21 protein-coding genes and 1 riboswitch are annotated in these 26,206 nt (G+C 50.6%); of the genes, 2 read left to right on the top strand and 19 right to left on the bottom strand.

Features of this window, described 5'->3' with window-relative positions; genetic code table 11:
• Positions 1-86: 86 nt before the first annotated feature.
• The 19 genes from G493_RS28970 to G493_RS0111515 all read right to left on the bottom strand — a co-directional run bounded on the left by G493_RS28970 (position 87) and on the right by G493_RS0111515 (position 22,345).
• Positions 87-1,301 carry an adenosylcobinamide amidohydrolase gene (locus G493_RS28970; RefSeq protein ID WP_084813544.1) on the bottom strand — a complete coding sequence of 405 codons (1,215 nt, stop codon included), beginning with the start codon at positions 1,299-1,301 and terminating at the stop codon, positions 87-89.
• A 37-nt stretch (positions 1,302-1,338) separates the two neighbouring features.
• Positions 1,339-2,073 carry an ABC transporter permease gene (locus tag G493_RS0111600; protein ID WP_028580520.1) on the bottom strand — a complete coding sequence of 245 codons (735 nt, stop codon included), beginning with the start codon at positions 2,071-2,073 and terminating at the stop codon, positions 1,339-1,341.
• Positions 2,073-2,909, bottom strand: coding sequence for an ABC transporter ATP-binding protein (locus G493_RS0111595; protein ID WP_028580519.1), 837 nt, complete (start codon positions 2,907-2,909; stop codon positions 2,073-2,075). Before G493_RS0111595 ends, G493_RS0111600 begins: the two co-directional genes overlap by 1 nt.
• Before the next feature lie 85 nt (positions 2,910-2,994).
• On the bottom strand, positions 2,995-3,192 hold the full coding sequence (locus G493_RS28965; protein ID WP_205623670.1) for a hypothetical protein: 198 nt from the start codon (positions 3,190-3,192) through the stop codon (positions 2,995-2,997).
• Positions 3,193-3,273: 81 nt separating this feature from the next.
• Positions 3,274-4,308: an ATP-binding protein gene (locus G493_RS0111585; RefSeq protein WP_028580518.1), complete on the bottom strand. Its 1,035-nt coding sequence runs from the start codon at positions 4,306-4,308 to the stop codon at positions 3,274-3,276.
• Entirely contained in the window at positions 4,305-6,326 is a 2,022-nt protein-coding gene (locus G493_RS0111580; RefSeq protein WP_035274270.1) for a putative cobaltochelatase, read from the bottom strand. Before G493_RS0111580 ends, G493_RS0111585 begins: the two co-directional genes overlap by 4 nt.
• A gap of 55 nt (positions 6,327-6,381) precedes the next feature.
• Positions 6,382-8,133, bottom strand: coding sequence for a TonB-dependent receptor plug domain-containing protein (locus tag G493_RS0111575; RefSeq protein WP_028580516.1), 1,752 nt, complete (start codon positions 8,131-8,133; stop codon positions 6,382-6,384).
• Positions 8,134-8,216: 83 nt separating this feature from the next.
• Complete coding sequence (gene cobN, locus G493_RS0111570) at positions 8,217-11,984, bottom strand: cobaltochelatase subunit CobN (RefSeq protein ID WP_028580515.1); 3,768 nt, start codon at positions 11,982-11,984, stop codon at positions 8,217-8,219.
• Positions 11,984-13,252, bottom strand: a complete 1,269-nt coding sequence (locus G493_RS28960) for an ABC transporter ATP-binding protein (RefSeq protein WP_051309252.1) — start codon at positions 13,250-13,252, stop codon at positions 11,984-11,986. Before G493_RS28960 ends, cobN begins: the two co-directional genes overlap by 1 nt.
• On the bottom strand, positions 13,249-14,301 hold the full coding sequence (locus tag G493_RS0111560) for a FecCD family ABC transporter permease (protein WP_051309251.1): 1,053 nt from the start codon (positions 14,299-14,301) through the stop codon (positions 13,249-13,251). The genes G493_RS28960 and G493_RS0111560 overlap by 4 nt, the downstream gene beginning before the upstream one ends.
• On the bottom strand, positions 14,288-15,457 hold the full coding sequence (locus G493_RS28955) for an ABC transporter substrate-binding protein (protein ID WP_035274268.1): 1,170 nt from the start codon (positions 15,455-15,457) through the stop codon (positions 14,288-14,290). Before G493_RS28955 ends, G493_RS0111560 begins: the two co-directional genes overlap by 14 nt.
• Positions 15,454-16,314: a hypothetical protein gene (locus tag G493_RS0111550; protein WP_028580513.1), complete on the bottom strand. Its 861-nt coding sequence runs from the start codon at positions 16,312-16,314 to the stop codon at positions 15,454-15,456. The genes G493_RS28955 and G493_RS0111550 overlap by 4 nt, the downstream gene beginning before the upstream one ends.
• Before the next feature lie 12 nt (positions 16,315-16,326).
• Positions 16,327-17,088: a cytochrome c biogenesis protein CcsA gene (gene ccsA / locus G493_RS0111545; protein ID WP_028580512.1), complete on the bottom strand. Its 762-nt coding sequence runs from the start codon at positions 17,086-17,088 to the stop codon at positions 16,327-16,329.
• A complete protein-coding gene (locus G493_RS0111540) occupies positions 17,088-18,410 on the bottom strand; it encodes a tetratricopeptide repeat protein (RefSeq protein WP_028580511.1) in 1,323 nt (440 codons plus the stop codon). The genes ccsA and G493_RS0111540 overlap by 1 nt, the downstream gene beginning before the upstream one ends.
• Before the next feature lie 4 nt (positions 18,411-18,414).
• Positions 18,415-19,068: an energy transducer TonB gene (locus G493_RS0111535; RefSeq protein ID WP_028580510.1), complete on the bottom strand. Its 654-nt coding sequence runs from the start codon at positions 19,066-19,068 to the stop codon at positions 18,415-18,417.
• 4 nt (positions 19,069-19,072) lie between these two features.
• Complete coding sequence (locus tag G493_RS0111530) at positions 19,073-19,492, bottom strand: ExbD/TolR family protein (RefSeq protein WP_028580509.1); 420 nt, start codon at positions 19,490-19,492, stop codon at positions 19,073-19,075.
• The gene (locus G493_RS28950) at positions 19,486-20,121 is read right to left on the bottom strand and encodes a MotA/TolQ/ExbB proton channel family protein (protein WP_051309250.1); all 636 of its coding nucleotides are present in this window, start codon (positions 20,119-20,121) and stop codon (positions 19,486-19,488) included. The genes G493_RS0111530 and G493_RS28950 overlap by 7 nt, the downstream gene beginning before the upstream one ends.
• Positions 20,118-21,563 (bottom strand): MotA/TolQ/ExbB proton channel family protein, encoded by a 1,446-nt coding sequence (locus G493_RS0111520; RefSeq protein ID WP_028580508.1) that lies wholly within the window; start codon positions 21,561-21,563, stop codon positions 20,118-20,120. Before G493_RS0111520 ends, G493_RS28950 begins: the two co-directional genes overlap by 4 nt.
• Positions 21,560-22,345, bottom strand: coding sequence for a DUF3450 domain-containing protein (locus G493_RS0111515; protein ID WP_035274266.1), 786 nt, complete (start codon positions 22,343-22,345; stop codon positions 21,560-21,562). The genes G493_RS0111520 and G493_RS0111515 overlap by 4 nt, the downstream gene beginning before the upstream one ends.
• A 163-nt stretch (positions 22,346-22,508) precedes the next feature.
• Positions 22,509-22,690, bottom strand: a riboswitch (cobalamin riboswitch).
• A gap of 421 nt (positions 22,691-23,111) precedes the next feature.
• Between G493_RS0111515 and G493_RS32135 the strand changes: the two genes are divergently transcribed.
• Both G493_RS32135 and G493_RS0111505 read left to right on the top strand, forming a co-directional pair.
• Positions 23,112-25,244, top strand: coding sequence for a PAS domain-containing sensor histidine kinase (locus tag G493_RS32135; protein WP_051309249.1), 2,133 nt, complete (start codon positions 23,112-23,114; stop codon positions 25,242-25,244).
• Between the two features lie 36 nt (positions 25,245-25,280).
• Positions 25,281-26,156, top strand: a complete 876-nt coding sequence (locus G493_RS0111505; RefSeq protein ID WP_028580506.1) for a radical SAM protein — start codon at positions 25,281-25,283, stop codon at positions 26,154-26,156.
• Positions 26,157-26,206 lie beyond the last annotated feature (50 nt).

The raw sequence follows: 26,206 nt of genomic DNA, 5'->3' as shown, positions 1-26,206 counted from the left end.
TTGTCCTCCACTTCTTTTTTTTTAAACATACGGCCCAGGGAGTACATCTCCACTCACCGTTGTACATTACTGGCAGGGGCAGCCTGTTAATCCTGAGCAACCGCCATATGCTCTTTACTGTCTGCGCACGTCTCTTCCTGTAGCGCATCCAGATTTCTCCATTTATCTTCAAATCCTATGGCAATGGCTTTACAGACCAATTCCAGGAAATCCCTGTTGCCTGTGTTTGAGCTCGGGGGGGCAAGGAAATTCCGATATTCCCCCAGCTTTTCGTAGGAACCGCTGACTGCACAGGCGACCTGGGCAGCAAATGAGCCCATCACCTCGGTCCAGCAGGTGGCAGGCAGAATACCCCAGGTAATCTTATCTTTCAGATGCACCATGGCTGCCACAGCTGCCACGGTGACAGGGTCCCTTTCAATGGCTGGAAAATTATTGCAGAGAAGTTCAGCCTGATCGGTTTCCAGATACCAGCAGATGGTTTCCTGCATGGATTTTCGATTTATGCCAAAGCGCTCCAGATGAATTTTTGCAGAACACTGTCCCGACGGAGTCATGTTGTTCTGTCTGGCCAGTGTCTGCTTGATGGCTTCGGAAACCACTTGGCCAATGAGTTCCCCCAACTTGCTATGCTTGCCTGCGCTGGTCAATCTGGCACCTGAACCGGAGCAGGCTGCCACTGCGATCTGGTCTGTCCCTGTCCCGGTTGCCAGGCTGTCGGAATAGCGCGAATTGACGGCTAATTCCTGTAGAGCCGCTGTCTTGGCTTCCGTGGCGGTCATAATGGTGCGTACCATGGCTCCTTCGGTTAAAGGTGTTGAAATAAAGAGCATGGTATTGATGGTACCTGGCCCGGGCATGGCATTAGCCGGATCCAGCCGTTCAAAGCCGTCTTCCACTTCAACCACAGAGGCAGGATCTCCTGCACGCCCGGCATTACCCTCCACTCCACCGGTACACACAGCTGATACGGTAAGGTCTCTAAAGGTACGGGAAGCTATGCAGGCATTGTTCATATTGGCTGCAGTGCCAAGGGTAGCGCAGCGTTGGTCCGGCAATTCATACTCCTGACAAATGTTTTTGCGATACGTCTGCGGATTACGATACGCTGCCGGTGACATGCGCTGGCTGTGGGCGCAGGGCTCACAGCTTTGATGGTTGTAGATGTAATCGAGGTCTGAGCGGAATCCTCCTGCTGCACGGCAGGTGGAGAGCACTGTGTGAGGCTGGAGAAATTTTGCATAAATGATCTTTTTCTGACGGTGAATTTCCACCTTGTCGTATAGGGTCTGTAGCAGCATAGTTTCCTCCTTAAACAGGTGCTGTTGTTTTCTATTCCTAATCTCTTGCCTTGTTAACTGAGCTCAGGGCAAACCAGAAACACAGGGCTCCAATGCTCAAAAGCAGTACATAATCCCACCACAAAACAGACTCTCCCAGGGCACTTGCCCGTATGGCCCTGGAGGCATGTGTCAGGGGAAGGAGAGAGAGGAGCATCTGCGCCCAGACAGGTAATTTTTCCACTGGGAAAAAGGTACCGCCGAGAAAGGCCATGGGGGTGATGATAAAGTTGGTTAACAGACTCTGGTCTGCATGGGATTTGACCAGCATGGCAAGGGCAACAGCCAGAGAGGAGAAAACAAAACTGTTGCAGACAATACCCAGCCAGAACCAGGGACCGTAGTGCAGCACCACCCCAAAGGGAAGGCTGAGCAGGAGTATAACCACGATGGCCATCAGTGCCCTGGTCATGCCTGCCAGCACTTCGCCAGCTACATAGGACAGGTTGGTGATGGGTGCTGCCTGAAATTCCTCAAAAATATTCCAGTAAAACCTGGCAACATTAATGTCCGTTGCAATGGAAAACGCCTGGGTCATGCTGCTCATGGCAACCAGACCGGGGATCAGGAAGTGGAGGTAACTCTGCTCCCCAATCTGGATGACATCTCCCATGGCATAGCCAAAGGTTACCAGATACAAAAGCGGTGAGACCGCCATTCCCGCCAGCTGGCGTTTGAGACGATATTTGAGAATAAGGAGTTCGCGAAGATAAACAGCTATAAAACCATGCATCAGAGCACCTTTTTACCGGTAATTGAGAGAAATACATCTTCCAGGTTTACTCGCCGCAAGGTGAAGCCTGTGTCTTTGGATGCTGAATATGCAGCTGCCTCCTTGCGGGTAGTAAAATACCTGGTCTCCATGTCGTCGCCGTTGATCTGGTCAAGGGCCCAGACGCCGAGTTGTTCCATGAGCTTTCCAGGAGTATCAATGGCCTTGATGGCCCCCAGGTCAATGAAGGCTACCCTGTCAGCCAGGAATTCGGCTTCTTCGATGTAATGGGTGGTAAGAAAGACCGTGGTTCCGTCTCGCTGTACCCGTTTAATTAAGGCCCAGATACGACGACGGATAGCAGCATCCAGGCCAACAGTGGGTTCATCGAGAAAGAGAACCTTGGGTTCATGGAGCAGGGCTCGGGCGATCATGACCCTGCGCTTGAGACCGCCGGAGAGTTTTTTCACCAGGTCCTTTTCCCGGTCGGCAAGCTCAATGTACTCCAGCAGTTCCCGGATTTTTTGTTTTCTGACATCGCTGGAAAGAGCAAAAAGACGACCATGGATGTCCAGGTTCTCATAGACTGACAATTCGCTGTCCAGGTTGATATGCTGCGGAACAATACCGCACAACCGCTTGACCGCTATGGGATCAGTGGTGATGTCTGATCCCCCTATGTTTACCTTGCCTCCGGTCAGTCTGGTCAATCCGGTCAGGATGCGGATGGTGGTGGTTTTTCCTGCGCCGTTAGGGCCCAGAAAGGCAAACAGCTCGCCCGGTTCCACCTGTAGATGGATACCATTAAGGGCTTGCGTCTTACCGTATGATTTATGCAGGTCTTCTATGGAGATCATGATTGTTTGTATTTGTGTTATGGTATACTCCCTCACAGAGGAGGCCTATAAGTTTAAAAGTCTCGCGTATTTGTAGCCGGTTACGTCATGGTTGTTCCTTGCCCCAGCGCCACTTCGGTGGTTCACCTTTTTTCCAGACAGTGAAAATAAAAAGCGCAAGGAGGAAGATGTGTAACGGAATGAACCAGGAAGGCATTTTTGCCTGTTCCAGGTACAGACAACTGACCAGCACGGCAGCCAGGTAGCCGAGAAATACCAGCCAGCCCTGCCAGGTATTTGGCAATCCCCCCCCCATCCATACCGTTTGGCGGGGAACCAGTATTGTTCCTGAGCATCTTTCTTCATGGCCTTCTCCGGGTGAAGATTACGCTGTTGCCCGTTTACGCAGAGACTGTACATTTTCTGCAATATCCATCAGCGGCTGTCGTCTTACCCTGTGTGGCAGCACAAGGTCTGCGGCATTTCGAACATCGGCAGAGGTGACTGCATTTCGTCCATCAAAGGCCGCCATGGTTTTGGAAGTTTTAAGCATGATGATGTCGCCCCGGTGTCCGTCCACTCCAACTTCCAGGCAGGTGTTGGCTATTTCAAAGAGCAGTTCCTTTTCAACGGTTACCTCGGGGTAGAGTTTTCTTGCAGAGAGAATCTGATCAGCAAGCTGGCGGGATTGTTCCAGCCATTGCTTTGAAAAGGTTTCTGCATCCTGGTCAAAAGCTGCCCGGCGCTCCATGATGGCAACACGATCATCAGCTGTCTGAATACCTTCAATATTGACGCAGAGACCAAAACGGTCCAGCAACTGGGGACGCAGCTCTCCCTCTTCCGGATTCATGGTGCCTACCAGGGTAAAGCGGGCTGGGTGTGAAAAGGAGACCCCTTCACGTTCTATGGTGTTGACCCCCATGGCTGCAGAATCAAGCAAAACATCAACCACATGGTCGTCCAGGAGGTTGACTTCATCCACGTAAAGGATGTTTCTGTGCGCTTTGGCAAGGATTCCGGGTTCGACCCGCTTTTCTCCTTTTTTAAGCGCATACTCCAGATCCAGAGTACCAACCACACGGTCTTCGGTTGCACCCACAGGTAGCTCTACGACCTGAACCTTTTTCTGCGTAACAACAGGCAAGGTTGGCTTTTCCTGGATGCCCAATGCAGCCTGAATGCTATGGAATTCCTCTTTTTCCTTTTCTGGATCCAGTTGGAAAGGATCGTTATCAAAAACTTGTATCTCAGGCAGGATGTCGGCAAGCGCCCTGACCGCAGTGGATTTGGCGGTTCCTTTTTCTCCGCGAATGAGAACACCGGAAAGTCCGGGATTGATGATATTGAGGATAAGGGCCAGTTTCATTTTTTCCTGACCCACAATGGCTGGAAATGGATAAATGGGTGCTTTTTTCATACACTTTGTCCTTTGACGATGTTCACCAGAGATTCTGCTTTGAGGTCATCTATCTTAAAATATTGAGCCTGCATGGCTCCGGCGAGTTGCTGGGCCAGACCAAAGGTGACCACCCCCTGATCTTCAGTATCTACGACGATGTAGCGACAGCGCTCATCCCTTGCCAGTGCCGATGCAAGCAGCATGGACTCAGGTACAGGTTTGTCCTGTCCCAGGGAGACGTTGCATTTGCCATCTGTAAGAAAAACCACAATGGGGCGGCCAGTGGGGTTTTTCACCAGGTAGTTGCGTACCTGTTCATGACTTTTGGCAAGCCCGGCAGACAAAGGCGTTCTGCCGCCCACAGGCATTTCGGCAAGCAGTTTGCCGGCCAGGTCCACGGAGGTGGTTGGGGGGAGATTGACCATGGCTTCCTTACGCCGGAAGGTAATCATGGAGACCTGATCCCTTTTCTGGTAGGCATCAAGCAGCAGGGACATGATGGCACCTTTGGAAGCTGCCATACGTCCTCGTGCTCCCATGGAACCACTGGCGTCAACCACAAACAGCAGGAAGTTGCCTATTCGTTTTTCTCTGATTTTTCCGCGAATGTCCTGGCTGTGAATGTGTACAGCCATGCCGTCTTGTGAGCCGCGCTGTTTCTGGTACGGTGCGGCAGCCCGCAGGGTGGCATCCAGGGCCAGGTCACCGTTCTGGTGCATGGTGCTTTTGATATAACGCCCATTTTTCTGGGCGACCCTTGTGCGGGACCTGCGCCCGGATCCCCTGCGGAAAACACGGTCTTTGGCGGAGACAATGGCTTTCACCCGAAAGGTGGAGCCAATGGCAAAAACCTGATCTTCTTTTTCAACCTGGGGCATGGGAACCGGTTGCTCTTCCTCGCCCTGTTCCGATTGCTCATCAGGAGACTCCTCAGCCTGGGGAGGTTGCTGTCCTTGATCTTGTTCACCGGATTCCTGTTCGTTCTGTTGTTGCTCCTGGTTCTCTTCCTGGGGAGATTCTTCTTGTTGCTCCTGTTCCTGATTGTCCTGTTCGGGTGGGGGAGGAGGCGGTGGAGGTTCTGCTTCCCTGCGACGATGGAGCAGGACCAGGGGCGCTATCTGCTGAATATGATCAAAGGTTACCTCATGGGCGCCTTCCAGCGCAGCTATGGCCCGACTTGCCTGTTCCAGGACAAGGTCAGCGCGATGTCCGGCCACATTGTTTTCCACACAGAGCTCGCTGATAAAACCCCGCATGTATTTGGAAACCTGCACCAGGTCCAGTGCCTGTCTGGCCTGGACTATCTGTTGACGCAGCATGTCTGTCTGTCGTTCATACTGGTGGATAAACACGGTGGGATCAGCATCAAAGGATTCCCGGCGGAGCATCAGCTCCACGCGTTTTTCTGGATCCTCCTCTCCTTTCAGGTCTACGCAGAGCCCGAAACGGTCCAGGAGTTGTGGGCGCAACTCGCCCTCCTCGGGATTCATGGTTCCGACCAGAAGGAAACTTGCAGGATGGGTAAATGAGAGTCCTTCCCGTTCCACCCGATTAATACCAGAGGCCGATGCATCGAGAATCAGGTCCACCAGGTGATCATCAAGCAGGTTGACTTCATCCACATACAGAATTCCCCGGTTTGCCTGTGCCAGTAAACCCGGTGCACAGACCACCTTTCCCTGTTGGAGGGATTTGGGAAAATCAATTCCACCTGCGACCCTGTCCTCTGTACCATTGAGCGGCAGGGTGACCAGGGGAACCTGTTTTTTTACCGTGATATGAACAGCATTTTCCTGGCTGCAGCTGGTGCAGCGAACATCACCGTTACGGGGGCTACAGCCGAAGGGGCAGTTTTGTACCACATCCAGTTCGGGCAGTAATTGACTCAGCCCCCGAACCATGGTGGACTTGGCTGTCCCCTTTTCTCCACGGATCAGCACACCACTGAGCAGTGGATTTACGGCAGCAAGGAGTAGCGCCTGTTTCAGTTGATCCTGGCCAACAATGGCTGCCAGAGGATAGAGATTGGTAAACATCAGTTGTGCCTCAAAATTCCATCATATGAATAGAGTGTTGAATGTTCACGAGTTTTCATATGTCCCAGGTCATGCCTAGTATCCACGTTCTTGGTGGTGCGGGCAGGCCGTCTGCATAGGAGTAACTGCAGTTCAACAGGTTTTTTATTTCCGTAAACAGGGCTATCTTACCCAGGTCATATTCTGCCCTGGCATCCATCAAAAAATAATCTGGAATCACAATGGTATTGCTGCGATCCCGATAGGCTTCAGAGACGTATTTTGAGGAAAGCACTGTCATTAAGCGGTCGCTAGCCTTGTAATACAGGTCTGCTGTGGCTTTGTGTTCTGATTTTGCAGGAATGGTCAGATCCGTCTCCTCATCACGGGCTTTCAGGTAGGTGTAGCTGGCCTTGAGGGAGAGTTTCTCCGTGGCCTGCCAGCTGAGGGCCAGATCGCCTCCACGATAGGTAACCTCTCCAAAGTTTTCATACTGGCCAATGCCGTCGTCGCCGGTCACGTAGGTGATACGGTCTGTCAGCTGATTATAAAAAAAGGTGCCCATGAGGCTGATCTGTTTATTAAAATCCCGGTGCCAGGAAAGGCTGTAGTTATCAGATGTCTCAATATCCAGGTCCGGATTGGGCATGGTGGAACTGCTCTGATTGTATCGCTGGTACAGAGAAGGAATATTTGCAGAGGCACTGTAGGCCAGTGTCAGGGACCATGTTTCCTTGTGATAGCCCAGCTTGGCTTCCGGGCTGAGGGTATCATCAAAGTCGGTGTTGGCATTGGCTCGCAGACCGAGGGTAAAGAACAGAGGAAACTCATCCTTTTCAAACCGCTGGCTGCCATATAGGGAAAAGGTTTCTTCAGACTGAGCGTCGAGGTTGGAGCCGGTAGCCCAGTTGCGCCGGTAACCGGCACCATAGGAGAGTTCTCCAATTTCACCGGTTTTGCTGGATGTGGAAAGATCCTCACCAAGCTCGTACACACGCAGGGTCTGGCTGAAATCTCTGCTCACATCACTGTTATGACGGTAACCGTCGTTGTAAAAGGTTGTGCTGGTGGTCTGCAGGTACTGGGCCTGTGCTGTCAGGGCAGTCGTCTTGGTCTTTTTACGGGAATAGGGGGTAGGATGGTCGAGAAAACCTGCCAACCCTCTGGTATCATAGAGGTAATCGGCCCCGAGGCTGATGTATCGATCCTGGTCATGGGTATAGGTGGTTTTTATGCCTGCCTTGTAACGATGCTTATCATTGTTTTCACGATATCCTTGAGTAAATTCAGTTTCACCGGAAAACGCCGCACTGTAGGCACCTTTCTTGGCCTGGACCTGGGCGCTGCCATATCCCGTGTCCAGGTTGCCGCCATAGGTTTTGATATGGCCGGAAAGACTGGACACCTGCCGTGTGGTTATCAGGATGACACCGCCGCTGGCATCCTGGCCGTAGCGTACACTGCCCTTGCCGCGCAGAATCTGGATTTCCTCTACCTGCTCAAGGTTGACCAGGTTCCAGTTGATGCCTCCATGGCTTGATGTGGGATCATTGATGGGGCGGCCATCCAAAAACACTTTGACTTTGTAGGAGCCGTGAATACCAACAGACGATTCCCCTGCTGTGATTCCTGCCACGTGATTAAGCACATCAGCCATGGTATTGGCCTGCATACGGCTGATGTCTTCACCTGTAATAATGACCACATCACCGTTGGTCTGTGCATATACCTGAGGGCCAAACAGTAATACCAGCAGCAGCGCAGAAAGAGCGCAGCTGCTCTTGGCGCATCTGCTTGATATATTAAGTTTTTTGTTGATGTTGTGCATGCGGCCAGCCTATTTGCTCTCTGGAGCTTTCGCTGAATAATCAGGGCAGACAACACTTTTCAAAAAATCGTGGAAAGTTGAGGTCATTCGGTCCACTCCTCTATCTCTCCCTCCATTTCCAGGTAGGCATCACGCAGATCCTGTTCCATTGATTCGTCAGCGTTCCACATGCCGCGGCTGATAGCTTCCAGTAACTTGTCCAGAATGTTCTGCAAGGCGTAAGGATTGACCTCTTTCATCCACTGCTGCATTTCCGGGTCAAGGGCATAGGCCTGGGCAATTTTGGCGTACATCCAGTCTTCGATCACCTCACCCGTGGCATCCCAGCCTAGGACCACATCCATCATGTGGGAGATATCGCCAGCACCTTTGTAGCCGTGACGTTTCATGCCTTCCAGCCACTTGGGATTCACCAGCCGGGAGCGCAGGACGTGCTTGGCTTCTTCAAAAGTTGTGCGTACCTTGACCCTTTTGGGGTCTGAGCTGTCGCCCATAACTGCAAAGGGGAGGCTGCCGCGAACTGTTTTGGCTGCTACGATGAGTCCGCCGTAGTAGTTGTAGTAATCAGTACATGACATCATGTCATATTCGCGGGAATCCTCGTTTTTAACAGTGACATCCATACGGGAGAGGACACGTTTGAAATTTTCCGGTTTCTGGGTGCCATAACTGCCCTGGCCATAGGCATGTGAGGAATAACGGATATAGTTGTTGCCCAGATCTTCCTGGGTTTTCCAGTTTTTGGATTCAATGAGTTCTGAAACTCCGGCTCCATAGGTTCCCGGAGGACAGCCGAATACCCGAAAGGTGGCTTCCCGCAGGGCTTCCTCTTCACTCATCCCCTGTTTTTTATACTCAGCCACGTCCTTGTAGACGTTGCGGCGGACAAAGTTGGATTCAGGAGCTTCTTTCAAGGCACTGACAATGCGTACTGCCTCGTCGATACGTTCCATGAGGTTGGGGAAGGAATCGCGAAAGAATCCCGATACCCTGGGAGAAACATCCAGTCGGGGGCGGCCAAGTTCTTCAAGGGGAATCACCTCCAGGCCGCAGACATTGCCGCTGCCTTTCTGCCAGACAGGCTTCAAGCCCATCAGGTAATAAATTTCAGCAATATCATCGCCTCTGGTTCGCATGGTGACTGTTCCATACACCAGGATGCCGATGGTATCCGGGTAGCGTCCTGTTTCCTTGAGGTAGCGTTCAATGAGCGCATCTCCCAACCGAACTCCAACTTCCCATGCTGCAGGAGTTGGAATTTTATTGGGATCAACAGAGTAGAAATTACGGCCTGTGGGTAAAATGTCGGCCTGCCCTCTGGTAGGCGATCCTGAAGGGCCTGGTGGTACAAAGCTGCCGGCAAAAGCATCCATGGCCGCGTTTATTTCTTCACGGCTTGCTATGATGTTGGGTACCAGTGAATCGGTGATGTATTTGAGGGTTGCTTCAACACTGCTGCGACTGATTTTGGGAATATTTTCCAGCAACGGCGGAACGCTCTCAGGAGAAAAGTTGTTCTGCTCCAGTACATCAACCAGTTCAAGTGCCTGGTTATGTGCATTGCGCAGCACCTCACCACCTGTTCTGTTTCCAAAGTGAGGCTGTCGTACACCACGATGTTCCAGAACATCGTCGTAGTCACATCCCATTGCTGAAACCAGAGATTCGCGAAGGGATGGAACAGAGCCATTTGGCAGGCGGGTCAGCTGAACCAGAAATTCTGTCAGTCTTTTTCCCTCAGGGGGCTGGCCGAAGGTGTGCAGGCCATCGTTGATCATGGTATCGCCCAGCTCCTCCACATAGGCATGGAGTGTTTCAAGAAACCTGTCAAAATTATCCATGGCTTCCTGTTCGCTGATTTCCAGGTCTTTATCCAGGTCTGCTGCAGCAACAGCTTCCCAGATCATGGGCTGTAGAACAGGTACTTTGCCCGGATCTTCACTGACTGCCATCTGGTACTGGAGGACCAGTTCCTGCACTTTTGCCAGGTCATCGTACAGATCTGCATTGGTAAAAGCCGGGGTCAGGTGGTCGATGATACAGCAGTAGGAGCGCCTTTTGGCCTGGGTTCCCTCACCGGGATCGTTGATGATATAGGGATATACATTGGGCAGTTCCATAATTGCCAGATCTGGGTAACAGTGATCTGATAACCCCAGGGCCTTGCCAGGTAACCATTCCAGAGAACCATGTTTACCCACATGCATGACCACATGGGCCTTAAAGATATCACGTATCCATCTGTACTGGGCCAGGTAGTGGTGTGGCGGGGAAAGGTACATGTCATGATAAATGGCATCTATCTGTTCCAGATAGCCACGCGGTGGCTGGATGGTAAGAAAGATGTTGCCGTTACGCAGACCTGCAAAATGCATCTTGTCATCATGGACAAAAAGATCTCCTGGCACAGTACCCCAGTCATTTCGCATTTTTTCCTGAATGGCCTGGGGGAGTTCTGCATGCCACCTGGTATATTCTTCCCTGCCAGCATCGGCTTCAGCACGTGCCGCCATCTGGTCTGGAGTAAGCCAGCGTTGATCGCAGGTCATTTTTTCCAGCAGGGCATGGGAGAGCTCGTTGTGATCTGGATAGGTGTGTTCCAACTGGTAACCGGCTGCCCGCATTCTGTCCATGAGCAGGGAAACCGAGGCAAAACTGTCCAGGCCTGCAGCACAGCCAATGCGGTCGTTGCGCGGGGGATAGTGGTGGAAGATAATGGCTACCCGGCGTTCGCTGTTGGGAATACGGCTTAGACGACCCCAGTTAAGAGTAAGACGAACCATCTTGCCCACCCGCTCAGGGATGGGATGATATTTGGCCATCAGCGCCCCTGTGACGGGATCCACGGTTTCCTGTTCCCTTGTAGCAACGGGGACGGTGATCAGGGCGCCGTCAAACTCAGGCTGGGCAGCGGAATAAGAAACATCCATGGTGGGAAGCCCCTGAATACTTTCGTTCCATTGCTGGTAGGGGGCAGAGCAGGTCATTGCCTGAATGAAGGGGACACCGAGTTGACTGAGGAGATTCTGGTATTCCTTGGCAACCAGGGTCAGGGAAAACATCTGGGGATTTATGAGTGCCTGGATGCGCGGCTTGTCTCCATCCATGAAGTAATGTTGAACAACATAATCCGCCCCGTTGTTCTGACGTTCCGCATCCTTGTAGCGATGATGAAAAACCGGAATAACATTGGCACCGGCAGCTTCTATTTCCCGGATAATGGCATCGATAAACGCGAGATTGTTATTCACCCAATAGGTTTGGTAAAACCACAGCCCCACGGTTATTTTATCAGTGTCAATTTTTTCACTCAGGTAACGTTCCAGTCTTGGAATGCCTGCGTAATCAGGATGATAGATACCGTCATCTGGAAGAGGCGTCGGTGGTTCACAATGCAAATCCGTTGCAAAAAGACGATTATGGAGACGCACCAGCAGTTGATGAAAGTTGATATGACCACCGGCGCTGATGTATTGCTTTACCAGGTCCCAATCAGGGGTTCCAAAATCCTGACAGAATTCCCTGGCTGCTTCAATGGAATCTTCATCACCGCTGGTTGGCTGAATGTGAATAAGGGGGCGCTGCTCTGGCTGGAGCAACTCCAGTTGTTCAGCCAGCAATTCAAAGGCTGGAAACGATGCCTTACCACCATGCAGGGAAATAATCAGTACATCGTTTTTCAGAGCATCTTTAATGAAGGCCTTCTGCCTGGCCTTATCAAATAACTGTACCTGGGTGCGTGCGGTAACCTTGACAGTTCCGCCATATTTCTGAAACAGGCTGACGCCTTCACTTAAAGAAGGAATCTCAATGGCTGTGGCTGAGTAGTAACACAAGCTGAAAGGTTGCATCATACCTCCTTCATGTGAGCTGGTCCGGCTGTTTTCAGCCCGTGTTGTTTACCTGGCAGATAGTTGTCCAGGGTTGTTATAAGTTCAGCAACATTTTTGAGTTGGATGTAATTACCATTTTGCGTATTGAGTTTTTTACCTGCATCCGGTGTTCTCAGGCTGAACAATGGTTTGCCCATTTCCAGTGCTGTTTGCAGCAGTTCACCATTGGCCATGTTATGATTCCCCAGGGCAAAACCACAATCAATGACCACGTCACACTGGGCCAATTGTTCATGGGCTTTGGCTGTGGCTGTTCCATTGATAGTTTCCATGGCAGGAACCGTGATACAGGTTCCCCCCAAAGAGTCGGCCACAAAAAAATCCAGATCATTGGTGTGGAGTACGCCTGTGGCAAAAGAAAATCCTTTTTTTGCCAGCATTCTATATACATGGGAGCCGCTGGCCATGCCGGCCAGGACAAAGGCTTTGCCACTGTTGCCGTCGCTTCGCAGCTCAATACCTCCAAGACGACTGTTGAACTCTGCCTTGTCAAAATCATAGAGGGTGGTAACTGCCTGCTGGGTGAGCACCTCTTCTGGAGCACCATAATGTTGCACAGAACTATCTTTGATCAGGGCTACCTGGTCGGACACTTTGGCTGCCACGTCCACGTCATGGAGAGAGGCGATTACCGTAATACCTTTGGTCCGGCACAGGTCTCTGAGAATGGACATCACCTCAACACGGTGTTTGAGGTCCAGGTGAATGGTAGGTTCATCAAGGAGCAGCAGCTTTGGTTCTTGCGCAAGAGCCCTGGCAACCAGTACTTTCTGGCGTTCACCGTCACTGAGGTCGGAAAAGGGGCGTGATGCCAGGTTTGCCGCATGGACTGCCTGAAGAGATTGAAGAATACTTTCTTTATCATGGAAATTCAGCGTGCCCAGATAATTGGTGTGTGGATATCGTCCCAGGGCAACAAATTCATAGACAGAAAACAGGGGAGGGCTGATCTTGTTTGTCAGTACCACGGCCATGATTCGGGCCAGATCCAGAGCAGGCATGGCTTGCAGTTCCCTGCCCATGACTGCAACGGAACCAGAAAGAGGGGGCAGGTGTCTGGATAAGGTACGGAGCAGAGTTGTTTTGCCGGCTCCATTGGGGCCGAGCAGGCTTATAAACTGGCCTTGCTCAAAAGTGCAGTGGATATCCCTGAGTATAGGGGTGTTGCTGTACCCCACGGTGAGACCATTGCAGGCAAGAACAGGATCAGAATTGGATTTGCTCATAGTTTAACCCTCCGTTTGAGGAGCAGGCCAATAACAATGGGAGCTCCGAAAAAAGCAGTGATAGCTGACAGGGGTAATTCCACCGGAGCCAGGATCGTGCGGGCGAGCAGGTCACACAGGCTGGAAACACAGGCTCCCATGAGACAGGCACCGGGAATCAGGATACGGTTATCAGAGGTGGCAAAGCTGAGCCGTGCCATGTGGGGAACAGCCATGCCAATGAAGGCAACCGGGCCTGCCATTGAGGTAACCATACCGGCAAGCAGACAGGCGCAGAGCAGAATGAGCATACGGAAACGTTTGATGTTGACCCCCATGGAGGCAGCGTACTCTTCTCCCAGAAGGAATGCGTTCAGGGGTTTTGATTGAAAAAAGAGCAGAATCAGTACAGCTCCGCCAAGAAACAAGAGGAGACCGATTTCATCCCACTTAAAGCCGGAAAAGCTGCCAAGCTGCCAGAGAACGAATCCTTTAATTTTTTCTTTCTCTGCCAGGGCTGTGAGGATGGCGGTTACCGCACCACAGAGATACCCCATCATCAGACCAACAATGAGCAGGGTAATGATACCTCTGATTTTTGAGGCTATGGCAAGCACTATCATCATCACCGTGTAGGCTCCGATGAAAGCGGCGAGGGTATTCATAAAAGGCTGAAACACGGTAATGCCCACTGTTACGCTGGTGAGCATGACAAAAGAGACCATCAGGGTCGCGCCGGAGGAAATACCCAGAATATAAGGCCCGACAATGGGGTTGCGAAAAAAGATCTGCAGCAGCAGTCCGGCCGCAGCCAGGTAGGCTCCGCCAAAGATCGCAGCTACGGCCCGTGGCAGCCGGATATTCCAGATTATGTTATGGGCTATTTTGTCGTTTGTCTGGTCAAACAGAACCTGCCAGATCTGCTGTGGCGTGTACTCAATGGAACCAATACCGATATTGAGCACCATCATGGCCAGTGTCGTCATGACCAGCAACAAAAAAACCGTGCTCTGTCTGCGCATGGCAGGAAAGCCCCGGGCAATGCTCAGGGTCTGCTCACTTGTCGTCATCTTTGTTCTCCTTTTGCGCTAGGACAGGATCTGTATCTGGTAATTCGTTAAAAAACTGCAGGGGAAAATCCGGATAAACATCAGGATGCAGGATGGCCGCGATTTCGGTGAGGATTTCATCCAGACGATCACCCGACTGGACATAATGGGGTTTGGGAGAGTAGACCCGGCCAGTATGCAGGGGGGCTATGTCCTTGATTAATGGATTCATCCTCGCCAGGGCTTCCTTGGAGGTTGCACCGGAGTCAATGGTGCGGTAAGTGAACAGAATATCCGCATCTTTGCCGGAATAGAGAAAGCGTTCCAGGGTGATTTCAATGCAGGATGTTCCAAAAATGTCATCGAATTGATAATCGCTCTGTGCAAGACCTACCAGTTCGCCTACCCATGCATTGCCTGGTTCCACCAGTACCCTTTTTTCATATACATCTCCCCACATCACCTTGGGTTTACTGGTGGAGGTGACGGTACGGGCGCGGATATCATCCAGGGCAGATCTGATGCGTGCAAAAAAAGCGTCTGCTTCCTGTTCTTTATGAAAAAATGGAGCAAGGAACTGTACAAAACGCATACGGGCGTTAAGGCACATGGCCTCTGGAGTGGTGGTCACCACACAAGGGATACCCAGCTGGTCAAGCATTGGGATGATGGCAGGATCCCAGGTAAGGACCAGTTCCGGATGCTGGTGTTCCAGCCGTTCAAAATCGATCTTGCTGGAGTCACCCAGAAAAGCAATTTTACCGTTTTTCATTCCTTGCTTAATTTCAGGGATAAACCAACGGTTTGCAGGTGTTGTTACACCTACCAGGGTGTTTTCCAAAACACCAAGTGCTCTGAGAACACAGACCTCGAAATAGCCGTAAGCTGCCACACTCTGTACAGGAACCCGGATAATCTGGGTGGCTGGAACATTCTTTGGCGGTTCGGTGCCGCGTTCGATGAGCACCAGGGTACGGCCTGCACCGTCGCGGACATGAGTACGGGATGGTGAAACATGCTGAACTGAAAAACTCCCGATCTGCAGAAATGCAGGCTGGGAGGGATCCTTTTCAACAACTGCCTGTTTGTCAGTTTCACCTTTACAGCCGGCGATAACGAGCAATATCACCAGTAAGGCCCCCAGGCGTTGAATTATAACTCTCAACTGGGCAATCATTTTTTGCTAACCTCTCTAAAGAAAATCCATTCACATCCATAAAGGACCATGCCAAAGGAAAACAGAATGAGACCTGCAAGATAGAGCATGACCCCGGGATCTTTGCGCACATGGAGATCAATTCTGGTTTTACGATGCATTTTGCCCTGGGTTTTGGGTTCGAAATTTTTCAGGTGCAGACTGTACCCATTAAAACGGGCGGGACGATTGAAACCAATGACAGCTTCCTGCTCTGTATGGGGAGTGGAGAGCCGCAGTGTGGCTTTGGGGGACAACACGTTGCCATCAAGCCAGTAGAGCCGTTCGCCGTTATACGTTACCGGGTCAAAGGAGATGAACCGTATGGTTCCTGCCTGGTTGGGAAGTATATATTCAGAGCCGATCACAAGAGTCTGGGTGGGGATGACGATGCTGAACAGATAGCTGCACAGATAACCTGTGAGGATCAACAGCAGAGCATAGTGCATGCAATGTGGCGCCAGGCGGAAAAGGAGTCTGGCAGTACTATGTTGTTTACGGTTGCGGAGAATTCGCAGAGTCCGGTCAGTGGTGCAGACAAAGGTGTTGCAGCAGAGGACAAAAAGGAGAGCCAGCAGGACAAAAAACCAACCGGTAACCGCGAGATTGTGACGGCCATAGGTGTCGATCCAGGTCATCAGGCCCATGTCACCCATGGGCCTGAACAGGGACGGGTTACGATCCAGGCAGAAATAGCCGACCAGGGAATCCAGGGTGAGCAACAGAAGAAGGATGATGGACAGGTTGATGGATCCTGCCATTTTCCAGAGCGTTGACAGTGTTGAAGGGGAACTTTTCACTGCGTTTTCAAGTGTGGTTGTGTTGGTTGCTGTAGTCATGGAAAATCCGGGTCAGAAAGGTGAACGGAGAGGCCCCAGATCAGGCAGGGTCGCAAAGAGAAGAATGACCAGGCCAAAAGAAGCAAAACAGGCACGGTATCCGATTTTCCATGAACGGGTCAGGTGAAGGTGAAGATAGCAGCCGTAATAAAACCATGCCGCCATGGTAGTTGTGAGTACTGCATCCTCCCAGACCACTGGAGTTCCCCAGCCAAGGTACGACCAGACCTCACCGCTGAACATGGAGAGGGTCCAAAAGACAAATCCCCAGATTGACCAGTTAAAGGATTGGGTCATACAGATTCGTTTTTCATCCTGGGTGTTGCATGTAAGGCTGATGATGCCCCAGGCTGCACAGCAGAGCAGGCATGCTTTGCCAATGATACCGGTGAGCAGGAAAATATGGGCAAGCCAGGTGTTTGACTGAAGAAAGGGCAGGTAAAAATCCTTGGGAAAACAGAGGCTCAGGCCTGACCAGAGCAGGCAGAACAGCAGCAGCAGTCGCTGAAAAAGAATCTGCTGCTTAAAAGGAACGCTGGACGTTTGCGGAAACATCCAGAATATGCCTAAAACCATGGGCACAGCAAGACTGCTCATGTACATGGGGAGTAAAGGCCATGCAGCAAGGTAGCGCAGATATATCAGATATACATGAACAAGCAGGGCCGGCACCACAAACCAGAACAGGAGAGGTTTTCTTTTTGTCACAAAGGACACGCAGAAACCGAGAAAATAGAGCATGGTGATGCATTGCAGGCTGAAATGGGCAGACATCAGTTTGGTACCTGGTTGTTATTAAGATGATTGAGGGCAACCAGAGCTGCCTTTTTTTGTGAAGGAAAGGTGGCAGCTTTGGTAAAGGCATTTCTACTGTCGCTCAACTGCCTTTTTTGCATGGCAGCGTATCCGGCCATGAGCCAAGCCTGTCCTTCCCTGGATTCATGGGTAAGTGCCGCCTGTTTGAAGGCTGTTTCAGCCTCGTGGAACTGGTCGAGTCTGTAATGGAGTTCTCCTTTAAGCATAAGGAGGCCTTCCGTGGTTACCAGGCTCTGGTAACTGCCCAGGGTTTTGAGAGCCTCTTCGATTTTACCCAGCTGGTATTGAGCCATGACCAGCCTGTGCAGTAATTTGGCGTCGTTTTTCTGTTCCAGCCACCGGCGGTACAGCGGTTCTGCCTTGATCGGGATGCCCTCCTGCATGCAGAGGTCTGCTATAAGCTTGGATTCCTTATAATCGGGTTCTGTCAGGTAGCTGTAAATAACCAGTGAGGCCAAAGCGTTCATGCCCCGGTCCATGTTGAGTTGAATGTGGGCCAGGGTTTTCCACCATTTTTCAACCTGTGGGGCAGACTCGGTGAGAAAATGGGCATAGGAGTGTGCCTCTTTGATCATCTCCAGTTGCAGGTACTGATGGAGCAGGATTTCCTGCCATTTTATCTGTTTTTCACCTGTGTAATGTTCGGTGAGCAGGCGAATCTGGGGAAGGGCTTTTCTATTTTTATTGATAGCCAGCAACGCATGCACGTAATTTTCTCGCCAGGGATCACGGATGGCATCAGCATGGGTGGCAAACAATTTTTCAAATACTTGCACTGCTTTGCCAGGTTTTTCAGCCATGAGCAGTGATGCGGCCGCATAATATAACACCTCGGGATTCTTGCTTTCCTCACTTGCATAACCGTGACTGAAACAGTCTGCTGCAGCCAGGTATTGCTCAAGCTCATAATAGGTTTTTGCCAGGTTAAGCCAGGCATGGGTATGCTCAGGATCTGTTGTGACAGCCTCTCTGTAGGCTCTTTCTGCAAGCTGATATTGCGTATTCAACAAATAACAATTTCCCAGGGCAAAGTAGACTTCTGCATGGTGATATCCCTTTCCCCGGGTTGCCTGGGCAAGAGGACAGGAACTTTGCCGCTCAACAATGAGTGCAGCAGCCCGGGCGTATTGCTGTTTCTGCAGCAGGGGAGATATTTTGCTGAGCAGGATCTGCGCCCTGGGAGGAAGGGATTGTTGCTTCCCCGAGGCGGCATTGGCAAAGGTTGTTACCAGCAGAACCAGGAGAAGAGTAGAGCAGATGTTTCTCATTGTAGACAGCATAGCCTTACTCCAATGTGAAATGAATAACGGTTTCCACCTGTGCTTTGACAGGTACACCATCAACAGTACCGGGCTGAAAGCGCCAGCTGACGACACAGTTGCGGACACTTTTTTCAAAAATACCGTCTGGTTGGGCTTCGAGAATGGTCACGCCGCTTACATCGCCCTGTTCATTTACCAGCAGACGCACCTTGACCCAGCCTTCAATACCTCGCCGCCGGGCCTTCAGCGGGTAGAGGGGAGGTATTCTGGCAACTGTTGTCAAAGGTGCATCCAGATCACCCACCTCAAATATGGCATCACCGCTAACGCCCTGCAGGTTCAGGTCAGGGGGAGGCAATTCCAGGGTGGTTGGGCCTTTGGGAAGTCGCGGGTTGAGATCAAGAGCCAGCTGCAATTTTTCCTTGAATATTTTCTGCTGGCTGGGTTTTGGCTTCTCTTTTTCTAAGGGTTTTGGTTGTTTGTGTTCTTCAGGAGGTTTGGGAGGTGTTTCCTTTTGCAGGCGAATCAGTTGCACCTGCTCAATCATGTCTGTGGCAATGAGTTCAGGCGGCTTCTTGCTGATGAGCAGGGGCAATAGCAGGAAGATGAACATATTGCAGCAGAGAGTACCAGCCAGTGCCAGTGGCCAGTTGAGTTGTGTGTGCGGAAAATGCATTGTTTTATTTGTCCTGATTCAGACTTGCTGCCAGGGAAACACTGGTCGCGCCAGCCATGCGGCAACCGTCCATGACCTGGATGGCTGTTCCGGTGGCACTGGCTTTATCCGCTACCACAACCACGCTGCTTTCAGGGTTTTCTGCAAGTGCCCGCTCAACATTGGCTCGAACAGCACGAATATCAATTTCCCTGCGTTGCATGAACACTTTGTTCTGTTTGTCAATGGCAAGGAGAATGGTGGTATTTTTTGCAGCAGTGGCCGTTGCCGCTGTCGGACGAATAACTTCAATGCCGGTTTCTTTGACATAGCTGGTGTTCACCAGAAAAAAGATCAGGAGAATAAAGACCATATCTATGAGTGGAGCTATATCCAGCCCCGGTTTCTGCCGATTAGATCTGCGAGAGGCACTGATATTCAGCATGGATCGTACTCCTTATACTCCTTGAGGTGATTGCGCAGGTAATATCCGGCAGCCGCAACCTGATGCCTGGCATTATGTGCGCGACGATCCAGAAAAGACTTCATATATAAGCCGGGAATGGCGATAACCAGACCGGTCTGGGTAGTTATCAGAGCCTCTGAAATGCCGCTGGCCATTCCCTTGATATTACCGGTTCCGAAAAGAGCCATGACATTAAAGGTGTTCATCATGCCGGTAACTGTGCCCAGCAGACCTAGAAGCGGGGCGATGGCAGCCAGCACACCGATAATGGCGAGGTAACTATTGAGTGAGCGGTTGAGGGAGAGAACTATTTCGTCGACAATGTAGTGATCAAGCTGCAGGTGTCCGCTTCTGCGACGGAGAAAGGTATCCAGAAGCAGACCATTGAGGCCTGTTAAGGAAGGAGCCTGACCCCGGTTGGAGCAGACAGCGGTCCAGAGGGCATCAATGGGCTGGTTATTTTGGAGAAGACGACGAAAATGAAACAATCGCTCAATAATTAATGCCCACATGGCCAGACTGATCAGCATGAGAGGCACCATGATTGGCCCACCTGTGCGGAAAAAATTCAGGCTGTCATGATACTGGAGAAATAATTGACCAGTCATAAAGACATACTCTTACCGTTGCTGGAGTGGATCAGGTTCACCAGTGAAACGGCCTTTTCTTCCATTTCGCCGATGCGTTCATCAACCCTCCGCTGGAGTACGTTGTGTAGCAGCATCAGGGGAATGGCAACTCCCAAGCCGAGCATGGTGGTTACCAGGGCTTCGGAAATACCACCGGACATCAGCCGTGGATCACCTGTTCCATGGAGGGTGATGACGTGAAATACATTGATCATACCTGTGACGGTGCCCAACAGTCCGAGAAGGGGAGCAATGGCTACCAGCATGCCCAGGGTGGAGAGAAATCGTTCCAGGGGAGGGATCTCGCGAAGAATGGCTTCCTGAAGAATATTTTCCAGGTCTTCCCTGCTCTTTTGAAAGGAGCGCACCCCTGCAAGAAGAATTCTGGTCAGGGGTTTGCTGGCATGGTTTGCGAGCCACTCCTCGCATTCACTGAACTGGTTATTTTTGCAGTATACCTGGATCTGGTCAATGATCCTGGATGTACGTGCCCTGGTTCGGATTAAATGTATACTGCGTTCCAGTACTATCAGGAGCCCCAGAATAAAAATTACCACAATGGGCCAGACAATGGGCCCTCCCCGCTGAATCTGGTCTGATAGCTGTAACTGATTACTGAGCTGTCGCAGGGCGTTACCTCTGGAAATGTCAATGGGAACGCTGCTCCGCTTGCCCTCCATATACTGGGCGAGTTGTTTTTGCATTCCTGAAGAAGGCAGCCTGGACAGGGCATACAGGTTATCTCCATCGGGAGAGTATGTGAGAAATCCGGTTTCCCCTTGATGGGAATAGGCAGCCGTAAATGGTCCTATCAGCAGTATCTCACTGCTCAAGGCGTGCCCGGTTCGATCAACTATGTTGCCTTGAATTCGGGCCACTCCCTGGGAATGATCAATAAGGCTGGCCACCGCATCCATCATGGTCCGAATCTGGCCCATGGAAGGAAGCTGGCCGTCCTGGGCAAGCAGATTACTGAAGCTGGTCATTTCACCGGTCGCCCGGTTGGTTAGATCCTGGCTGGCCAGTGAATCCAGATCTTTGGCATTCATGCGGATGGTGCCAATCAATTCACCAACGGTTGCCCGTTTTTGTTCAAGTTCTGCTGTGAGCTGTTCTTCCTGTTTGCCAAGTTGTTCGCTCTGGGCTGTGAGTTCCTCCACACGGGACGTACGGGTTTGTTTTTCCTGTTGCAGCTTGGTAATGGCCTGTTGCAGGGTTTCTCTGTCTTCAAGAATTTGCTTGCGGCTTTGGGCAGCCGCCTGCTCGGCCGCTGCCTTTTCCTGCGTGGCTTTTTCAGTGAGCAGGTTGCGAGCTTGTTCTGCTTCAAGGGAAATAACACGCATATCCTGGGCAAAAGAGCAAGGGGAAGATAATAGCAGGAGGGCCCAGGCAACTGTGCAGAATGAGCGTAAGTGATTCATTGCTGCACCTCCTGATTCATCGGTTGTATCTGGCCGATGGGAAGGTTTACCAGCTCAATGGGATGCTGTTTGCGACCCATTGCAATGACAGACTGGATGGCCGGCAGATTGGTGACAGACAGGGGATGCCACTGTTTTTCAGCAGGATTGAAGGAGCCGCACTGTGTTCCATCCAGGGTGAGGTAGAATAGATTGAGGCGACCAAGGCGGAAAATATCCACCAGGGTTTCACTTCCCTCGAGTAAAATCTTCTGCTGGTATACTTCCGTTGTGAAGCCGTATTCAGCTTCCACAAGCAGGGCTTCCGCAAGCCTCCGATACCGCTCGCTGATACTCACCGATGGATCGGAACCCAGGGAGGTTATTCTGTACAGGCGCTGCTCTCTTTCTTCCTGGAGAAATGGCAGCCCCTGATCAATGGCTTTTTTCAGTGAGATGAAAAGCTCATCCAGAAAGGGCTCGATTTGCGCTGTTATCTCATCGATATCAGCAATTTGGGAAGTCTTTCCGACGATACGCTGTTGCGTATCCTGAATGGAGGTCTCGAGTTGGTTTTGTTGCAGGCGCAGTTCCTGAACTTCGGCTTCCAAAGTTTCAAAAGTAGCCTGGAGCCTGGCTTGCTCCTGACGCCATTGTTCTTCTTCCTGCTGGTTTTTTTTGCGCGTAGAGAGCGCAGACTGCACTGTTTTTTGTACCTGATCATCAACTTCTGCAGAATGAACAGGCGCAGAGGTGAAGAGAAAAACAAGGAGTATACCTAGAACCGATAACTGCTGTACCATTACTACCTCACAAGGCTTTGCCAACTGTTAACCTATGCGAGGCACTCTGGGAGCGATTACTTCTGCCCAAAAAAAAATCCCGGATTGAACTGACTGTTCAATCCGGGATGTCCCTTTTTTATCCGCAGATGTATTGGAGAAGCGCTGTTGTCCTCGCAGCATGTAATGCTTCAGGATTCAGGCAGGTCTTCTGACTTCCGGATCATTCTACTGACTGCGTCTTCCCGATCATCTGATCAGTGACAAGGTGCAGTGTTCGTCCCCGGTTACAGCGGCGGGCCCGTCTCCGACTTTCACGGAGTTCCCTCTTGTGTTCTTGTGAACACCTGAATCGTCATTCAGTTAAAACGTGAAAGCAATAAAAGTCAAGAAAAATGTATTTTTGTTGTATTTCTTTTCGTCTAAAAGTGACTAAATGTTCAACAGAGAGACATTTGAGGCGATGCCCGGTGGATATGGGACTGCATCTACTTATTCAGGCTTTTATGGAACCCTGATACCTGGAACTCTCATATGGGAAATTTCTCATACAATATGCATATGATGCATTCATAATGGTTTGTGAACAAGCAACTTCAACTTGACTTCCAACTTGTTGTTATGTAATAACTTTTGGAGAGTTCTTGTTCCCCAGTGCAGTCTCCTCAGCAAAGGCCTGAAGATACTCTTACCTCTATATAGATAAGCGGTTATCGTTCATTGGTAAGCGTACAAAAAACAGGCCTGTAATAGGGAGCACAAATATTCCTCGGCAGAAGGGGCTCCAATGTCATCACCATTTACATACCTGAAACAGTTATTTTCCTCTGATCAATCCGGGATACTGCAGAGATGGAGGGAAAAGAGTTTTCTTTTCCTTTCTGGAGCCATTTGTGTGGGAGGCTCAATTCCCCTGATAAAGAGTCTCATCAGGGCGTATCATGATGAATTCTGGGTGAATTTTTTTGGGTATATCATTGCCTACCTGCTCTGTCTGTTTGTAACTTTCTTCCGTTCCGTTCCCCTTAAGATTCGTGCATGGATCATTATATGCGGGCTTTTTGGCCTGGCTACCCTGTCGATGTTTTCCCTGGGGCCGATCGGTAGTGGGCGACTCTGGCTTTTTACATGCACGGTTATCGCCACATTAACCTTGGGTATTCGTGCTGGGGTGGTCGCACTGGTTGCTCAACTGATAGTACTGACCATAAGCGGTGTGCATATTCATTCAGGTGCCACCTCCTGGCTCAGTCTCCAATACTCCATCGATGTGTGGGTGACCACATCCATCACCTTTGTATTTATCAGTTCCATCACTGTTATTGCCCTGGGAATCCTTATCCGAGGTCTTGCCGATGCCTTGGAATGGTCACGTCAGACTGAAGAACGGTGGCATTTTGCCCTGGAAGGTGCCGGTGATGGAGTATGGGACTGGGACCTTGTTCAGGATTCGGTATATTATTCTCCCCGCTGGAGGACAATGCTGGGCTACGGGCAGGATGAGGAGCTTGCGACCACCATGTATGTTGCCTATGCCCGTATGCATCCGGAGGACAGGGAAGAAGTTGTGAGAGCCATTGAACGCTGCGTTTGCGGAGAAAGAACTACGTTTCGCAAACGATATCGTATTCGTCGGAAAAACGGTTCGTACATGTGGGTGCTGGACCGCGGCAAAATTATGGAGAGAGATCAGGCGGGCAAACCTCTGCGCATGATTGGAACCCTGGCAGATATCTCTGTTTTAAAAAAGCTGGAAGAAAAACAGATTGCCTATGAAGCTCGTTTGCAGCAGGCGCAGAAAATGGAAGCCATCGGTACCCTTGCCGGTGGGGTTGCCCATGATTTCAATAATATCCTGACACCCATCATCGGGTATACGGAGCTCCTTTTAAATGATTCGCCTCCAAGTGGTCTACAGCGGGAAAACCTCAATGAAATTTATGCCGCTTCCATGCGGGCCAGGGATCTAGTCCGGCAGATACTGGCTTTTTCACGGCAGGATGTGGTTGAGGCCAGGCCGATTCAGATGGAGATAATTGTCAAAGAGGCGTTGAAATTGCTTCGGGCTTCTATCCCTGCCACGGTCGAGATAACCAGTCGGATTGAAAAGGATTGCGGACTTATCAACGCATCCCCCACAGAGGTGCATCAGGTTGTAATGAATCTCTGTACAAATGCCTTTCATGCCATGGAGGATCAGGGCGGGCAGATGTTTGTGGGCCTGGAACGCAAAGATGTGGAGAGAAATGAAATGGTGGAAGTGGGAGTGGAACCGGGGAGGTATGTGGTACTTACCGTTTCAGATACCGGTATGGGAATTCCTGAGGAGATGATTTGCAAAATATTTGATCCATTTTTTACCACCAAGGAACAGGGAAAAGGAACCGGATTGGGACTGTCCCAGGTGCATGGCGTGGTGCAACGATTGGGCGGAGTTGTAGAAGTTGACAGCAAGCCTGGTAAAGGGAGTACTTTTAAAGTATATCTTCCTGTAACATCGGAAGAAAAAAATGCTGATCTGAAGAGTCCATCCGGTATCCTTGGTGGAAATGAACATGTGCTATTGGTGGACGATGAAGCGCAGATCATTACTTTGCGAGTCAGGCAGCTTGAAATGCTTGGCTATCGGGTGAGCGCGTATAAAGACAGCATGGAGGCCCTTGACGCCTTTCGGGAGGATCCGGATAAATATGACATTATCATTGCAGACCAGGCCATGCCCAATCTTTCCGGGGACAATTTAATTGAAGCAATACGTTCCATCCGTCCTGAAGTGCCTGTTTTGATGTGTACCGGACTTCACACCAGTATATCCAAAGAAAGACGTGATGAACTGGGGATAGACAGCTTTTTGCTTAAACCTGTGTCTATGCCTGATCTTGCCAATGAAATCAGACTGGTGTTAGCAAGTAACAACTGAAGCATGTAGTCACCAATACCCTGAGGAGTAATATTCGTGCAGTATGAAGGCCCCATTTACAGACCACCCAGTGAAGCAGATTCACTGCTTATTCAGGCGACTGTCGGTTGCCCTCACAATCGTTGTACGTTCTGCATGGTGTATAAAAATGGTCCGCCTTTTAAAATCAGGCCGGTTGCCGATATTATCGCAGATCTTAATCAAGCTTCCGAGTCCTGCAGTCCGCTGGTAACCACGTTGTTTTTTCCTGCAGGCAATACCATTGCCATGAAAACAGAACAGCTGAGTATGATCTGTAGGCATGCTCATTCTGTTTTTCCCCATCTGCAGCGTATTACAGTGTATGGTTCTTCCCAGTATATCCATCAAAAAGGTGAACAGGAACTCAGGGAACTTGCCCAGGCCGGACTTTCACGCATACATGTCGGGTTGGAGTCTGGAGATGACGTTATTCTCCAACGCGTCTGCAAAGGAACAACTCGTCAGCAGCAGATTGAAGCCGGCAGATACGTTATGGAAGCGGGGATAGAGTTGAGCATGTATGTGCTCCTGGGAATCGGAGGAGTGGAGCGAAGCTTTGAGCATGCACAGGCAACGGCCTTCGCCCTGAATGCCATCAATCCTACCTATATTCGGTTACGGACATTTTTGCCAAAAATACATACGCCAATGCTTGAGGACGTGGAGGCAGGGGTTTTTCAAATGCTGGGACCCCATGGAGTATTGCGGGAAACCAGGGAATTTCTGACCTCCCTGGATGTGACCTCACAACTGACCAGTGATCACTATACCAATTATGTGAATATTTTCGGGCAACTCCCCCATGATACACCCAGAATGCTCAAAGAGCTGGATTTGGCACTCCAACGAGCCGAAGGGAGTTTTCGGCCTGTGTATATCGGTACACAATAGAAGCTGAGTAAGTGACCACAGGTACACTATACAGTCTCCTGCTGGTGCTC

It is taken from the genome of Desulfogranum japonicum DSM 18378, assembly GCF_000429945.1.
Classification (GTDB): domain Bacteria; phylum Desulfobacterota; class Desulfobulbia; order Desulfobulbales; family Desulfobulbaceae; genus Desulfogranum; species Desulfogranum japonicum.
Note: the sequence above shows the minus strand (reverse complement) of the source record. Positions and strands in the feature narration are given on the sequence as shown.